The 15,090-nt window shown below is 68.1% G+C and carries 15 protein-coding genes; 5 read left to right on the forward strand and 10 right to left on the reverse strand.

The window, feature by feature from the left end:
* Positions 1 to 405: 405 nt before the first annotated feature.
* The 4 genes from GSE44_RS12705 to GSE44_RS12720 all read left to right on the forward strand — a co-directional run bounded on the left by GSE44_RS12705 (position 406) and on the right by GSE44_RS12720 (position 5,970).
* Entirely contained in the window at positions 406 to 2,220 is a 1,815-nt protein-coding gene (locus GSE44_RS12705; RefSeq protein WP_408015105.1) for a DEAD/DEAH box helicase, read from the forward strand.
* A 101-nt stretch (positions 2,221 to 2,321) separates the two neighbouring features.
* On the forward strand, positions 2,322 to 3,533 hold the full coding sequence (locus GSE44_RS12710) for an acyl-CoA dehydrogenase (RefSeq protein ID WP_159349197.1): 1,212 nt from the start codon (positions 2,322 to 2,324) through the stop codon (positions 3,531 to 3,533).
* 123 nt (positions 3,534 to 3,656) lie between these two features.
* Positions 3,657 to 4,934 carry a class I SAM-dependent RNA methyltransferase gene (locus GSE44_RS12715; protein ID WP_201306054.1) on the forward strand — a complete coding sequence of 426 codons (1,278 nt, stop codon included), beginning with the start codon at positions 3,657 to 3,659 and terminating at the stop codon, positions 4,932 to 4,934.
* Positions 4,935 to 4,986: 52 nt separating this feature from the next.
* The gene (locus GSE44_RS12720) at positions 4,987 to 5,970 is read left to right on the forward strand and encodes an MBL fold metallo-hydrolase (RefSeq protein WP_159349198.1); all 984 of its coding nucleotides are present in this window, start codon (positions 4,987 to 4,989) and stop codon (positions 5,968 to 5,970) included.
* 49 nt (positions 5,971 to 6,019) lie between these two features.
* On the opposite strand, the gene GSE44_RS12725 is transcribed toward GSE44_RS12720, so the two are convergent.
* The 8 genes from GSE44_RS12725 to GSE44_RS12760 are packed head-to-tail and all read right to left on the reverse strand — an operon-like array spanning position 6,020 to position 12,504.
* Complete coding sequence (locus GSE44_RS12725; RefSeq protein ID WP_159349199.1) at positions 6,020 to 6,388, reverse strand: HesB/IscA family protein; 369 nt, start codon at positions 6,386 to 6,388, stop codon at positions 6,020 to 6,022.
* 23 nt (positions 6,389 to 6,411) lie between these two features.
* Positions 6,412 to 6,777 carry an SUF system Fe-S cluster assembly protein gene (locus tag GSE44_RS12730; protein WP_328799075.1) on the reverse strand — a complete coding sequence of 122 codons (366 nt, stop codon included), beginning with the start codon at positions 6,775 to 6,777 and terminating at the stop codon, positions 6,412 to 6,414.
* Positions 6,770 to 7,231: a Fe-S cluster assembly sulfur transfer protein SufU gene (sufU, locus tag GSE44_RS12735; protein ID WP_159349201.1), complete on the reverse strand. Its 462-nt coding sequence runs from the start codon at positions 7,229 to 7,231 to the stop codon at positions 6,770 to 6,772. Before sufU ends, GSE44_RS12730 begins: the two co-directional genes overlap by 8 nt.
* Entirely contained in the window at positions 7,231 to 8,472 is a 1,242-nt protein-coding gene (locus tag GSE44_RS12740; protein WP_159349202.1) for an aminotransferase class V-fold PLP-dependent enzyme, read from the reverse strand. Before GSE44_RS12740 ends, sufU begins: the two co-directional genes overlap by 1 nt.
* A complete protein-coding gene (sufD, locus tag GSE44_RS12745) occupies positions 8,472 to 9,761 on the reverse strand; it encodes a Fe-S cluster assembly protein SufD (protein ID WP_159349203.1) in 1,290 nt (429 codons plus the stop codon). The genes GSE44_RS12740 and sufD overlap by 1 nt, the downstream gene beginning before the upstream one ends.
* On the reverse strand, positions 9,758 to 10,507 hold the full coding sequence (sufC, locus tag GSE44_RS12750; RefSeq protein WP_159349204.1) for a Fe-S cluster assembly ATPase SufC: 750 nt from the start codon (positions 10,505 to 10,507) through the stop codon (positions 9,758 to 9,760). The genes sufD and sufC overlap by 4 nt, the downstream gene beginning before the upstream one ends.
* Before the next feature lie 25 nt (positions 10,508 to 10,532).
* On the reverse strand, positions 10,533 to 12,032 hold the full coding sequence (gene sufB, locus GSE44_RS12755; protein WP_159349205.1) for a Fe-S cluster assembly protein SufB: 1,500 nt from the start codon (positions 12,030 to 12,032) through the stop codon (positions 10,533 to 10,535).
* 10 nt (positions 12,033 to 12,042) lie between these two features.
* On the reverse strand, positions 12,043 to 12,504 hold the full coding sequence (locus GSE44_RS12760) for an SUF system Fe-S cluster assembly regulator (protein ID WP_159349206.1): 462 nt from the start codon (positions 12,502 to 12,504) through the stop codon (positions 12,043 to 12,045).
* 226 nt (positions 12,505 to 12,730) lie between these two features.
* On the opposite strand from GSE44_RS12760, the gene GSE44_RS12765 reads away from it, so the two are divergent.
* On the forward strand, positions 12,731 to 13,408 hold the full coding sequence (locus GSE44_RS12765) for an NUDIX hydrolase (protein WP_235924766.1): 678 nt from the start codon (positions 12,731 to 12,733) through the stop codon (positions 13,406 to 13,408).
* 57 nt (positions 13,409 to 13,465) lie between these two features.
* Here GSE44_RS12765 and GSE44_RS12770 read toward each other — a convergent pair whose 3' ends face one another.
* Together GSE44_RS12770 and GSE44_RS12775 are read right to left on the reverse strand one after the other, a co-directional pair.
* The gene (locus tag GSE44_RS12770) at positions 13,466 to 14,257 is read right to left on the reverse strand and encodes an MBL fold metallo-hydrolase (protein ID WP_159349207.1); all 792 of its coding nucleotides are present in this window, start codon (positions 14,255 to 14,257) and stop codon (positions 13,466 to 13,468) included.
* Positions 14,257 to 15,090 (reverse strand): IS5 family transposase (locus GSE44_RS12775; RefSeq protein WP_159349208.1); only part of this gene is annotated, 834 nt, incomplete at its 5' end. The genes GSE44_RS12775 and GSE44_RS12770, both read right to left, overlap by 1 nt.

Consider the following 15,090-nt stretch of genomic DNA (forward strand, 5'->3'; position numbering starts at 1 on the left):
CGACCAATATCCGGCTTCTTTGAACGACGCAGCCCCGACTTTTCGCCGCCCCCGCCGAACCAGGCCGGGCGGCGGCACAGGAACATACGCTTGACCGAACACGACCTGCCCAGCTCCGCCGACAGTGCCGAACAGAAGGCCATGGCCCAGGGTGCCGAATCCGGGGCCCAGCCCCTGGCCGCGCACGGCCCGGCCGAGGCCCCCGCTGCGACGGGCGCCGCGGACGGTGACCCGGTGGGCGAAGGCACGTCCCCGCATTTTGCCGAGACGCCCGCGGCCTTCGAGGCTGCCGAGCCTGTCGAGGCCCTGGCCTCCGGCACGGATTCGCCCGACGAGGGCGCCGATGGCGAGTCGGTAGGCGAGACCGGCCCGGATGGCGATGACACCGGCGAGACGGGTCCCGACATGGAGGATTCCTCCTCGGACGACGAGGACGAGGACGAGGACGAGGACGAGGACGAGGATGATGGGGACGAGGAGGAGGACATCTCCCCCCGCACCACCTTCTCCGATCTTGGCCTTTCGGAGCCGATCCTGAAGGCCGTCCTCGAAGCCGGCTATGTCCACCCCACCCCCATCCAGGAGCAGGCGATCCCCGTCGTGCTCATGGGCCGGGACGTGCTCGGCTGCGCCCAGACGGGCACTGGCAAGACCGCCGGCTTCACCCTGCCGATGCTCGACATCCTCGCCGGCTCCCGCGCCAAGGCCCGCATGCCGCGCAGCCTGATCCTGGAGCCGACGCGCGAACTGGCCCTGCAGGTGGCCGAGAACTTTGTGAAATACGGCAAGTACCTGAACCTCACCCATGCCCTGCTGATCGGCGGGGAGAGCATGGACGAGCAGAAGACGGTGCTGGAGAAGGGCGTGGACGTCCTGATCGCCACCCCCGGACGGTTGCTGGACCTGTTCGACCGCGGGCGCATCCTGCTGGCCGACTGCAAGGTGCTGGTGATCGACGAGGCGGACCGGATGCTCGACATGGGTTTCATCCCCGATGTCGAGCGCATCGTCTCGATGCTGCCGAAGCTGCGCCAGACGCTGTTCTTCTCCGCCACCATGGCGCCTGAAATCCGGCGCCTGGCCGATGCCTTCCTGCAGAACCCGCGCGAGATCACTGTCTCCGCCCCGGCCTCGGTCGCGACCACCATCACCGCCGGGCTCATCTGGGTTCAGGAGCGTGACAAGCGCGAGGCCCTGCGCCGGCTCATCAAGAGCCAGTCGGTTCAGAACGCGCTGATCTTCTGCAACCGCAAGGTTGATGTTGACATCCTTCACAAGAGCCTGAAAAAGCACGGCTTCAGCGTTGGGGCCCTGCATGGCGACCTGGCGCAGTCCGTGCGCTTCGCGACGCTTGAGAAGTTCAAGGCCAATGAGCTGCAGCTGCTCGTCTGCTCGGACGTGGCGGCGCGCGGCATCGACATCGGCGGTCTCTCCCACGTTTTCAACTTCGACGTGCCCTTCCATGCCGAGGACTATGTCCACCGCATCGGCCGCACCGGCCGCGCGGGGCGCGAGGGCCATGCCTATACCCTGGCCACCGCCGATGAGGCGAAGGCCGTGGCGGCGGTGGAAACCCTCACCGGCTTTCCCATTCCGCCAATGACCATCGAGGGCCTTGACCCGGTCTCCCCGGAGGAGATTCAGGAAGGGCTGAAGGCGGTCGGCCGCCGGGGCCGGGGCCGTGGCGGCGAATCCCGTGGCGGCCGCGATGGCGGCCGTGGCGAGCGCGGCCGTGGCGATGCCCGCCGCGAGCGTGGTGGCGAGGCTCGCCCCGAGGGTGGCCGCCGCGAGGGCCGTGGCGCCCGCACCGAGGCCCGCCCACCCCGCGAGGAGAAGGAGGCACGCGCGCCGCGCGAGGATCGCGAGAGCCGTGCGCCGCGCGCGGAGCGCGAGGCCCGTGCCCCGCGTGAGGATCGCGAAGCCCGCAGCCCGCGCGATGACCGGGATGACCGCCGTGGCGATCGTGACCGTGGATCCCGCTCTGGCGACCGGGTGCTGGACGAGGTCAATCGCGACGCCACCCGGGAGTGGTCCGCGGAGGAGCGCAGCCGCGAGGAGCGCCCGCGCCGCGACGACCGCGCCCGCCGCGAGAACTACCGTCACCGCCAGGAGGATCTCGGCCCCTCCGTCGTGGGCTTTGGCGATGCCGTCCCGGCCTTCATGCTCATCCCGGTTCCGCGCCCCAAGCGCGCCCCGGAGAATGAGGCCGAAGCGGCCTGACGAAAGCGGGGGAAGGGGCTAAACCCCTTCCCCGACCCGCGCTCCCCTTCTGGGATCAGGCGCCCCTGCTATCGCTACCGCTCTCCGAGAGGAACGCAGCCATGAATGTCGTCACCCCGATCGCGCCCAAGCCGGCCGCCAAGATGGGCACCTTCGTGTGGGACGATGCCCTCCTGCTCGAGGAGCAGCTGACCGAAGACGAGCGCATGATCCGCGACGCGGCGCGGGACTTCTGCCAGTCCAAGCTCATGCCCCGCGTGCTCATGGCGAACCGCCACGAGAAGTTTGACCGCGAGATCATGAACGAGTTCGGTGAGATGGGCTTCCTGGGCGCGACGCTGGACAGCCATGGCTGCGCGGGCGTCGGCTATGTCTCCTACGGGCTGATCTCGCGTGAGGTCGAGCGGGTGGACAGCGGCTACCGCTCCGCCTTCTCCGTGCAGTCCTCCCTCGTCATGTTCCCGATTTGGGCCTTCGGCTCCGAGGCGCAGAAGGACAAGTACCTGCCCAAGCTCCGCACCGGCGAGTGGGTGGGCTGCTTCGGCCTGACCGAGCCGGATGCGGGTTCCGACCCGAATTCGATGCGGACGCGGGCGAAGAAGGTGGATGGGGGCTATCTCGTCTCTGGCTCCAAGACCTGGATCTCCAACTCGCCGATCGCGGATGTTTTCGTGGTCTGGGGGAAGGACGACGAGGGCGTGCTGCGCGGCTTCATCCTCGACAAGGGCATGAAGGGCCTCACCGCCCCCAAGATCGAGGGCAAGATGTCCCTCCGCGCCTCCGTCACCGGCATGATCATGATGGACGAGGTCTTCGTCCCCGAGGAGAACCGGCTGCCCGGCGTGAAGTCCCTGGCCGGCCCCTTCTCCTGCCTCAACCGCGCCCGCTACGGCATTGCGTGGGGCGCGATGGGCGCCGCTGAGGATTGCTGGCACCGCGCCCGCGAGTACACGATGGGCCGCAAGATGTTCAACCGCCCGCTGGCCCAGACCCAGCTGGTGCAGAAGAAGCTGGCGGACATGCAGACCGAGATCACCCTCGGCCTACAGGGCGTGCTGCGGCTCGGGCGCCTGTTCGACGAGCACAAGGCTGCGCCGGAGATGATCTCCATGATGAAGCGGAACAACTGCGGCAAGGCGCTCGATATCGCCCGGGTCTCCCGCGACATGCATGGCGGCAATGGGATCGTGGACGAGTACCACGTGATCCGCCACGTCATGAACCTTGAGACGGTGAACACCTATGAGGGCACGCATGACGTGCACGCCCTCATCCTGGGCCGCGCCCAGACCGGGCTGAACGCCTTCGGCTGACGCCATCCGGCCTGGGCCGGATCGCATGTTCGGGGGCGGTCCTTCGGGGCCGCCCCTTTCTTATTCTGGTTCTATCATTGGCGCGGAACACTCTCCGCCCCTCCAGCAGCAAGTGGGGCCGCCATGCGCGTGACCGTTGAAGCCATGGGCGCCGCAGGCGACGGGATCGGCCGGGATGAGGCGGGCCGCCCCATCTTCATCCCTTTCGCCCTTCCCGGCGAGGTGGTGCAGGCCGAGCCCGGCCCCGCGCGTGGTGACGGCCGTGCCGCCGCCCTGATGGCCCTCGAGACCGAGGCGCCGGATCGCGCTCCCCCTCCCTGCCCCCATTTCGGGATTTGCGGCGGCTGCGCCGTCCAGCATTGGGCGGCGGGCTCCGTTGCCGCCTGGAAGGCCGCCCGCGTGTCCGAGGCCTTGGCCCGTGCCGGCTTCGGCGACATCCCGGTCGCCCCGGCCGTCCCCAGCCCGCCCAACAGCCGCCGCCGCGCTGATTTCGCGCTGCGTAGCCGACAGGATGGCGTCACGATCGGCTTCCATGCGCGCGGCTCCGCCGAGCCCTTCGACATGACGATCTGCTTCGTCATCGACCCGCGGATTCTCGCCCTTGTCGCCCCGCTCCGTGCGCTGGCCACCTCCCTTTCGGCCATGCGCCGCGCCGGATCGGCCATGGTGAACCTGCTCGATACCGGGCCGGACCTCTGGCTCCGCACAGATGGCGCCCTCACCCCTGCAGACCGGGCGAAGCTCGCGGCCTTCGCGGCCGCCCATTCCATTCCCCGCATCGCCTGGTCGAAGGAGGGCACGCGGGACGCGCCCGAGATCGCCGCCCAGAACGGCCCTGTGCAGGTGTCCCTTTCGGGTGCCCCCGTCTCCCCAGCACCCGGCGCCTTTCTCCAGGCCACGCCGCAGGGCGAGGCCGCGATCATCGCCGCCGTGCTGGACGGGCTGCCGAAGCGCATGCCGGGCAAGCCCCGCATCATCGAGTTGCATGCGGGCCTCGGGACCCTTTCCTTCCCGCTTTCTGGGAGAGGCCGGGTCGAAGCCTATGAAGGGGCGGCGGAAAGCGCCTCCGCCCTGCAATCCGCCGCCGGGCGCGCGGGCGCGCGCATCAAGGCCACGCGGCGCGACCTGGTGCGTCAGCCGCTCCTGCCGGCCGAGCTGAAGGGTGTTGCCGCACTGGTGCTTGACCCGCCCTTCACCGGCGCGGCGGAGCAGGTCGCCATCCTCGCGCGCTCCACCATCCCTCGGGTGATCTACGTCTCCTGCAACCCCACAGCCCTCTCGCGGGACCTCGCCGCCTTCGCCCGCGCCCCGGGCTGGCGGGTGGAGAAGGCGGTGGCAGTAGACCAGTTCCTCTGGTCCTCGCAGGTGGAAGCCGTCGTCACCCTCTCACGTGGGGCTTGATCGCCGGCGAAAAGACCAAAATTCTCCTCTCTCTCCGAGAGGAATCGAATCGATGGACCGACGCATGCTTCTGGCGACGGGGCTCGCGGCTCCGGCGCTCCTGGCCGGCATGGCAGGCGGGGCGGCGGCCCAGGCGCCGGCGCCGCCTGCTCCACCAGCCCAGGCCCCCGGCTTCTACCGGTTCCGCGTGGGCCAGCATGTGATGACCATGGTGCATGACGGGCAGGCCATCCGCCCCGATCCCACCCAGGGCTTTGTGCGCAATGCCACGCCGGAAGAAGTCGCGACCTCCATGCGTGCCCAGGGGCTGGACCCGGCGCGGCTGGTGAATCCTTTCACCATCCCCGTCCTCCGCACCGCACGGGGCACGGTGATGTTCGACACCGGCAACGGCCCGCAGACCGCCTCCGACAGCCGCATCGGCCAGTTGCAGGCGAATCTCGCCGCCGCCGCCATCGATCCGGCCTCGATCGACATCGTCGCCTTCACCCATTTCCACGGCGACCATATCGGCGGGCTGCTTGACGGCTCGGGCGGCGCCGCCTTCGCGCGCGCCCGCATCGTTGTGCCGGAGAAGGAGTGGGCCTTCTGGATGGATGAGGGCCAGGCCAGCCGCGCGCCGGAGGCGTTGCGCCCGGCCTTTGCCAATGTGCGCCGCCGCTTCGCGCCCTATGAGTCGCGGATTGAGCGCATCGCCGACGGTGCCGAGATCCTGCCTGGCCTACGGGCCATGGACACGCCCGGCCACACGCCAGGGCACACCTCGTTCCATGTCTCGGATGGCGACGCCCAGGCCATGGTCCTTGGCGACCTCACCAGCCGGCCGGAATTCAACCTCACCAACCCCGGCTGGCACGTCATCTTCGACATGGACCCGGTGATGGCCGAGGCCACGCGCCGGCGCGTCTTCGACCAGCTGGCGGCAGACCGCATCCGCTGCGTTGCCTACCACTGGCCCTTCCCGGCCAATGGCATCGTCATGAAGGAAGGAAACGGCTACCGCCTCATCCCGGCGGAATGGTCCAGCGTGGTCTGAACCGCCAGCCGCTAGGCCAGGAGCGCGGAGCCCCGCTCGGGGCTCCGCCTCAGATGTGGAAGCTCTCGCCGCAGCCGCAGCGGCCCTTCTCATTCGGATTGGTGAAGGTGAAGCCGGCCGACATGGCCTTCTGCTCGTAATCCATCACCGTACCGATCAGGAACAGCGTCGCCTTGCGGTCCACCAGCACGGTGACGCCCTTATCCGTCACCGTCTCGTCACCGGGGCCAGCCGCATCCACCCAATTCATCTGGTAGGACATGCCCGAGCAGCCCTTGGTGGAGACAGCGACGCGCAACAGTTTGCCATCCCCCTTCGCATAGAGGGCGCGAAGCCGCTCCGCCGCCGTCTCGGACAGCGACATCAGCGGCGGGAGGGCCCGGGGCGGCTTGGGGGCCTGGGTGGTGGTGGTGCTCATGGTGCCTTCCATGTGGCCTTCCATCAGTACACGTTCAACGCCAGCTTGGCGTCCTCGCTCATGCGGGACTGGTCCCAGGGCGGATCCCAGACGATCTCGACCTTTGCCGAGGTGACGTTCGGCACTCCCTTCACCGCCTCCTCCACCATGCCCGGTAGTTCCTGGGCCGAGGGGCATGAGGGGGTGGTGAGCGTCATGTCGATCTTAACCGCGCCGTCATCCTCGATCTCGACAGCATAGATCAAGCCCAGCTCATAGATATCGACCGGGATCTCGGGGTCGTAGACGGTCTTGATGGCGTCCAACACGGCGACTTCGCTCACCTTGGTGGGCGGGATCGGGCCGTCCGGGGACCAGGCCTCATGCGTCACGCCGGCTTGCTCACTCACTCGAAGCCTCCTTCCCGCCATCGAGGGCGGTGTTGAGGGTATGCCAGGCCAGCGTCGCGCATTTCACCCGGCTGGGAAACTCATGCACGCCCGAAAGCGCCTGGAGCCGGTCCATCTCCTCCTCAAGGGAAGCGCCGCAATCCGGGCAAGTGCCGGTCATCGCGAGCTCGCGAAACCGCGTGGCCAGCTCCCGCGCCTCCCCGGCCGTCTTACCCTTGACCGTCTCGGTCATCAGCGAGGCACTGGCCATGGAAATGGCGCAGCCCCGGCCCTGGAAGGCAGCATCGGCAATGCGATCCCCTTCCATGTCCAGGAACAGCTCCATCCGGTCGCCGCACATCGGGTTGTCGCCGCGCGCATTCAGGTCGGGCGAATCCAGCCGCCGGAAGTTACGGGGCTTCCGCCCATGGTCCAGGATCACTTCCTGGTAGAGGTCACGCAGATCGTCGAACATCAGGCAAAGAACCTCCGCGCGGAGGTCAGCGCCTCCGCCAGGAAATCGACTTCCTCATGCGTCGTGTACATGCCGAAGGATGCGCGGCAGGTGCTGTCGCGCCCGATCCGGACATGCAGCGGCTCCGCGCAATGCCGCCCGGCACGTACCGCAATCCCGACCCGGTCCAGCAAGGTGGAAAGGTCATGTGCATGGGCGTTCTCCAGCCCGAAGGAGAAGACGCCGCCGCGATCCTGCGCGCGGCCCAGCACCTCAAGCCCCTCGATGGCCGAGAGCTTCGTCATGGCGTGATCGACCAGCGAGCGCTCATGTGCCTCGATGGCCTCCATGCCGATGGAGGTGACATAGTCGATCGCAGCATGCAGCCCCACCGCCTCCACGATCGGCGGCGTGCCGGCCTCGAACTTCGCGGGTACCGGCGCCGGCAGGAAACCTTCCCGCGTCACCTCGGTGATCATGTCGCCGCCGCCGAGGAAGGGCGGCATCTCCTCCAGCAAGGCGAGCCGTGCCCAGAGCACGCCAATGCCGGTGGGGCCGTAGAGCTTGTGCCCGGTGAAGACGTAGAAATCCGCGTCCAGCGCCTGCACATCTACGCGCCGGTGCACCGCCGCCTGGGAACCGTCGAACAGCACCTTCGCCCCATGCGCATGAGCCAGGGCGGCGATCCGCGCCGCCGGCGTCACCGTGCCCAGCACGTTCGACATATGGGTGACCGCCACCAGCCCGACCTTCCCGTCGGCCAGCTTGGCTTCCAGATCAGCCATGTCCAGCTCGCCGGCATCGTCGATGCCCACGATGCGAAGCTCAATTCCATGCGCTTCCGCCAGCATCTGCCAGGGCACGAAATTCGCGTGGTGCTCCATCTCGGACACCACCACAGCCTGGCCCGGCCGCATCACCCCACGCCCGTAGGAATGAGCCACAAGGTTGATCGCCACGGTGCTGTTGGAGGTGAACACCACCTCCCGCACATCGCCTGCGTGGAGGAAGCGTGCAACGGCCTCCCGCGCCGCCTCATAAGCCGCGGTAGAGGCTTCGCTCAGGTGATACGCGCCGCGATGGACGTTGGCGTAGGACGTCTCCATCATCCGCAGCATCGCATCCAGCACCACGCGCGGCTTCTGCGCCGAGGCCCCGGAGTCCAGGAAGACCAGCGGCTTGCCATGCACCTTGGTGTTCAGGATGGGAAAATCCTGCCGCACCCGCTGCACGTCGAAACCGGCACGCAGGCTGCCATCCATCACGCGGCCTCTCCATGCTGGTTCCACCATCCAGTCACGGCGTCCTCCAGCGCATCCCGTGCGACCTCGTCCTCGACGATCTCGACGGCTTCCTGCAGGAAGGCCCGCACCAGTATAGAGCGCGCCGTGTCCGCCGGAATGCCGCGCGCCCGCAGATAGAAAAGGCTGTCCGGATCCAGCGCGCCAGCGGTGGCGCCATGGCTGCACTTCACGTCATCGGCGTAGATTTCCAGCTGCGGCTTGCTGTCGATCTCGGCCTCTTCCGACAGCAACAGCGCCTGGTTCATCTGGTAACCGTCGGTCTTCTGCGCCTCGCGCCGCACCAGGATCTTGCCCTGGAACACGCCGCGCGACCGCCCGGCCAGAACCGTCTTCACCGTCTGGCGCGAGGCGCAGTTCGGCGCCGCATGGTCCAGCGCCGTGGTGGTGTCGGCCAACTGGCCATCCGCCACCAGCTGCGCGCCGTTCAGATGCGCGGCCGCGCGCGGCCCGAGCAGCGCCAGATGGGTCTCGCTGCGGCTGATCCGCCCGCCGGCATTCAGCACAAAGCCATCATAGGTGCCGCCCGTCTGCACCCGCACGCCGAGATGCGCGAGGTGGTAAGCGCTCTCCGCCTCTCGCTGCACACGGACATGGGTGATCTTCGCGTCCTCGGCGACCTCGATCTCAAAGACCGGGTTATGCAGGTGCCGTGCGCCGGAGGCCGACATTGCCGTCTCGAGCAGCACCAGTCGCGCGCCGCGCGCCAGCCGGATCAGGTGTCGCGGATGGATGGTGCTCGCGGTCTCGCCGGAGACGACCGACAGAAGCTCCAGCCGCCCGGCATCCACGCCCGCCGGCACATCCAGCACCAGCCCGTCCTCGAAGAGCAGCGTGTTCAGCATCACCATCGGCTGCGCCGCGGCGGCCACGGTGTTCAGCCGGGGCGCCACATCGCCGACGACATCTGCCAGCGCCTCGGCATCCAACCCGTCCAGCGAGGAGAGGTCCGCCCGGAAGCGGCCATCCACGAAGACGGCGCGCCGCTCCGCCCGCGCCGGCGGCAGCGCCACTGCCCCATCGACCGCCGTCAGCGCCTCACGGAACTCCGCGCGAAGCATCGGCGACAGGTCGGTATAGCGCCAGGCCTCCACGCGCCGGCTCGGCAGCCCGCCGGCCATCAGCGTCTCGGCGGCGGCGTCGCGCAGGGCGCGCACGGCCTCAACCCTGGCGCCGGGAAGCCGATCGGCCAGCCCGGCATAGCGCTGCAGGAAGGCCGCGGCGTTGCCTGAAGGTGCGTCGATGTTCATGCCGCCTCGTCCAGCACGCCGGCATAGCCCTCGGCCTCAAGCCGATGTGCCAGCTCGGGCCCGCCCGAGGCCACGATGCGGCCATCGGCCAGCACGTGTACCCGGTCGGGCACGATATGGTTGAGCAGCCGCTGGTAATGCGTGATCACCAGCGCGGAGAAGTCCGGGCCACGCATGGCGTTGACGCCATCGGCCACGATCTTCAGCGCGTCGATGTCGAGGCCGCTATCGGTCTCGTCCAGGATGGCGATCTTCGGCTGCAACAGCGCCATCTGCAGGATCTCGTTCCGCTTCTTCTCGCCGCCGGAGAAGCCGACATTCACGCCGCGCTTCAGCATGTCCTCCGGCATGGACAGCTCCTTCATGCGGGTGCGTGCCAGCTTCAGGAACTGCATCGCATCCACCTCGGCCTCGCCGCGCGTGCGGCGGATGGCGTTCAGCGCGGTTCGGAGGAAGTTGGCGTTGCCCACCCCGGGCAGTTCCACCGGATACTGGAAGGCCAGGAACAGCCCAGAGGCCGCCCGTTCCTCCGGCTCCATCTCCAGCAGATCCTGTCCGTTCAGGAGCACGGAGCCACCGGTGATCTCATAGCCCTCCCGTCCCGCGAGCGCGTAGGAGAGCGTGGACTTGCCGGCTCCGTTCGGCCCCATGACGGCGTGGATCTCGCCATCGGGGATCTCGAGCGTAACACCCTTGAGGATAGGCTTGCCTTCGACTTCGGCGGTCAGGTTCTCGATGCGCAGCATGACTAGATACCTTCGCGGCGGGCTTTCACCCGACGCTCCCTTCCAGGCTGATCTGAAGCAGCTTCTGCGCTTCGACCGCGAATTCCATCGGTAGTTCCTTGAGCACCTCGCGGCAGAAGCCGTTCACGATGAGGCCCACCGCGTCTTCCTGCGACAGCCCGCGCTGCCGGCAGTAGAAGAGTTGATCCTCCGCGATGCGGCTCGTCGTCGCCTCATGCTCCGTCTTCGCCGTCATGCAGCGATTCTCAATATAGGGCACCGTATGCGCCCCGCAGAGATCGCCGATGAGCAGGCTGTCGCACTGGGTGAAGTTGCGCGCATTCGCCGCCTTCGGGCTGATCCGCACCAGGCCGCGATAGGTGTTCTGGCCCTTGCCGGCCGAAATGCCCTTCGAGACAATGGTGCTGCGCGTGTTCTTGCCCAAGTGGATCATCTTCGTGCCGGTATCGGCCTGCTGATGATTGTTGGTGATGGCGACGGAGTAGAACTCACCCACCGAGTCCTCGCCCTGCAGGATGCAGGACGGGTACTTCCAGGTGATGGCGGAACCCGTCTCCACCTGCGTCCAGCTCACCTTGCTCCGCTTGCCGCGGCAGGCCGCACGCTTGGTGACGAAGTTGTAGATGCCGCCCTTGCCGTTCTCGTCGCCCGGGTACCAGTTCTGCACGGTGCTGTACTTGATCGAGGCATCGTCCAGCGCCACCAGCTCGACGACCGCGGCATGCAGCTGGTTCTCATCACGCTGCGGCGCGGTGCAACCTTCGAGATAGGACACCGTCGCGCCCTCATCAGCGATGATCAGCGTCCGCTCGAACTGGCCCGTGCTCTTGGCGTTGATGCGGAAATAGGTGGACAGCTCCATCGGGCAGCGCACGCCCTTCGGGATGTAGACAAAGCTGCCATCCGTGAAGACCGCGCTGTTCAGCGCCGCGAAGAAGTTGTCCGTATGCGGCACCACGGTTCCCAGGTACTTCCGCACCAGATCCGGGTGATTCTGCACGGCCTCGGACATGGAGCAGAAGATGATTCCCTCCTTCTCCAGCCGGTGCTTGTAGGTGGTGGCCACCGACACGCTGTCGAACACGGCGTCCACGGCCACAGGCATGCGCCCGCCATCCGCCGGCACATCGCCCGCACCCTCGACGCCGGCCAGGATGGCCTGCTCCTTCAGCGGGATGCCCAGCTTGGCATAGCTCTTGAGAAGTTCGGGATCGACCTCGTCCAGCGACTTCGGCCCGATCTTCTCCTTCGGCGCCGCGTAGTAATACGCGTCCTGGTAATCGATCGGCGGATAAGTCACGGCGGGCCAACGCGGCTCCTCCATGCCCTGCCAGGCCTGGAAGGCGCGCAGGCGCCATTCCAACAGCCAGGACGGCTCGTTCTTCTTGGCGGAGATGAAGCGGACGATGTCCTCGTTCAGGCCCTTCGGCGCGAACTCCATCTCGATATCGGTCTCAAACCCCCACTTGTAGGCGCCCTGGGTGGCGTCACGTACGGTATCAAGGGTCTCTTCGACGGCGGGCATAGGCGGTCCCTTACTCGGCAGCCAGGTGGGCGGCGGGGGAAACGGGGGCGCGGTGGTGCAGATCGCTGCAGGACGGCCGCGCGACATCGGCGATGGTGACGGCGGAAAGGGCGGCGCGGACCGCCTGGTTCACGGGATCCCAACGGCCGCGAACAGGGCAATGCCCCTCCGCCTCGCAACCGCCGGTCGCGCCATCCACGCAGGCCGTGAGCGCGATCGGACCGTCCACCGCCACGATCACCTCTGAGAGTGGGATCGCGCAGGTCGGCCGGGCGAGCCTGTGCCCGCCCCGCGCGCCGCGCTGCGCTTCTACCAGCCCGCTCTGGGACAGGATGCGAAGCACCTTAGCCACCGTCGGCTCGGCAATGCCGGTCGCAACGGAAAGGGCGGGTGCGGTGTGCAGCCCCCCCTCCTGGCCAAGCCGGGAGAGAAGGACGACCGCGTAATCCGCGAGCTTGGACAAGCGCAACACGGTGACTGCTTCCGTCCGTTCGATGATACCAGACCCCTGCGGTCCGGTATGGCAGGGAGATGCGTCGCCTGCCCTGCCATGTCAAGGCGCCCACGGCTCTGTGAGCCCCGAAAACAACGGCTTGCGAGCGATTCGCGGTTGACTCTCCAGCTTCGGTACGGCCCCGCCTTCCGCAAGGCCAGACCCCGCCCTAGAACGACGTCAACCACCACGGAGAGGACGCCCGATGCCGGAACCCATGCGTGCCACCGACTTCACGGCGGCCGGCGAAGCGGCGCCGCCGAAGCCGGTCCGGCCGCGTGATGCCTCCACCCTCCTCCTCTGGCGCCGCAGCAGCGCCGGGCTTGAAGTGCTGATGGGCGTGCGAAGCGTGAAGCACCGCTTCATGCCCAGCCGCCTGGTCTTCCCCGGCGGCCGCGTGGACGTGGAGGACCGCACCGCGCCCGTTGCCTCCGAATTGCAGCCCCATACGCGCCGGGCGCTGGAACTGCGCGCCGCGCCCCGCCTGGCACGGGCCATCGCCGTCGCCGCCATCCGCGAGTTGCACGAGGAAACCGGCCTCGTCCTCGGCACCATGGAAGCCGGCCACCTTCGGGCCGATCTGGCGCCACTGAGCTATCTCTGCCGTGCCCTCACCCCCGCGATGAGCCCGGTCCGCTTCAACGCCCGCTTCCTCATCGCGCCTGCAGAAACCGTCACGGGGAGCTTCGGCGGTTCAGGGGAACTAGAGCATCTCGCCTTCTACCGCGTGGACGAAACGCCGCCCCATGAGCTTGCCCCCATCACCGCGAAGGTGCTGGGTGAATTCCGGGACCTGATGGCGATGCCAGAAGCGGAGCGGGAGACGCGGCCCCTGATCTGGTACCAGGGGCGGGACACGCGGCGCCTGGAACGGCACCGGTAAAGTGAGGCCGGGGTGGAACTCCCTGGCCGATATCGTTTTCTTCGGGTTCCGGGTGCCTCAGGCAGCGCGGAAGGACCCGTCCTCCGACAGGGCAGCACCCTCTCCAGCCAGCTTCTCCAAATGTGCCAATAGGCTACGGGCCGCGGCTGGCGCGAGCCTTGGATCGAGCGTCGGGCCATAGACGGCGGACACCAGCGCCGCGGCCGTGACCACCTCCCCGGCCCCACGCAGCGCTTCCAGCACCCGCGCCTCCCGCTCCTCGCGATGCGCGATCAGCCCCGCAATGAAGGGTGCCGGATTGTCATGCGCAGGGCCGTGCCCCGGCAGCAGCAGCCGGTCGCCCCGCGCGGCGATGCGGGACAGGGAGCGCATGTAATCCGCCATGTCGCCATCCGGCGGCGAGACGACGCTGGTTGACCATGCCATCACATGATCGGCGCTGAACAGCACGCCCTCCGGCGCCAGGAAGGCATCGGCCTCCAGCGCGAAGCAGAGGTGGTTCGCGCAATGTCCGGGCGTGTGCAGCGCCGTCAGCCGCCAGCCATCGCCCTCCACCGCATCGCCATCCGCCAGCCGCCGGTCCGGGGAGAAGTCGTGGTCGCCGCCCTCCCCCTCGCCCGGCGGGGTCAGATGCGGGCCGAAGCCTAGCGTCTCGGCCCCGGTCGCGGCCGCCAGCGGCGCCACCCCCGGGGAATGGTCGCGATGCGTGTGGGAGACGAGAATCCGCGTCACCCGTTCCCCCGCGGCCGCCCGCAGGATGGCGTCGAGATGCGCCTCATCCACCGGCCCTGGATCGAGCACCGTCACCTCGCCGCGCCCGATCAGGTAGTCGGCCTTGAATAACCCCATCAGGCTGCGTGGGCGGTAATCTGGTTGCGTTCCGCCCGGTCGATCGCCTGGATGAGGCTGGCGATGAGAGCGGCCAAAAGAGCCCTGAGGTGGGCGAGGATCTTGCGGATGTTGTGCCCGCAGCCGCAGAGCACGGCGAAGATGGCGTCGCCGATCGTGCCTTTCAGGGCGCAGCGGGCGAGGCGTCCGTCGGTCTTCATGTGGCCGATCTCGGGTTCGATGGCGCTGCGGCGCCGGAGCAGTCTTGTCAGCCTCGGCGTCAGGCCACGCCGTGTGCCGCTGATGAGGACCTTGGTGCCGTGGGCGCCATGGCCGCGGTAGCCGCGATCGACCACAGCGAGGCTGGGGCATCGCCCGGTGAGGGTTTCGACCTGCTGGAGGGCGTCCGCGAGGGTGTGTCCGTCATAGGGATTACCGGGCATGGAGCGCATGCCGACGACAAAGCCGCCGGCGAGCGTGGTGGCGATGCTGACCTTGCAGCCGAACTCGTAGCGGATGCGGGCCTTGCCCTTGGAGATGCAGTCCACCTCCGGCTCATGCAGGGCGTAGATCTTGTTGGGCCCTTTCGGCGTCTGCCGCAGCAGGCGAGTGACGAGCGCCATGCGTTGCTCGATCCGCGTCCTGAGCCCTCCTTCGGGGACGGCGCCGAGCTTGCGGCCGATGTCGCGCAGGACGCGGCCCGTGTAGCCCTTGAGCGTGCGCAGCGCCTTGCGCATGCGCCGGAACTGCCGGGCATGGGCGTGCCGCCCCGCTTGCGCTGCCAGGCGCGGAGCCAAGCGGTTGTAGTTCTGCCGCAAGGTGATCCTGGCCTTGTGCGCCAGCGTCACCAGGGA

Source organism: Muricoccus harenae (genome assembly GCF_009848505.1).
In the GTDB taxonomy this organism is placed as follows: domain Bacteria; phylum Pseudomonadota; class Alphaproteobacteria; order Acetobacterales; family Acetobacteraceae; genus Roseomonas; species Roseomonas harenae.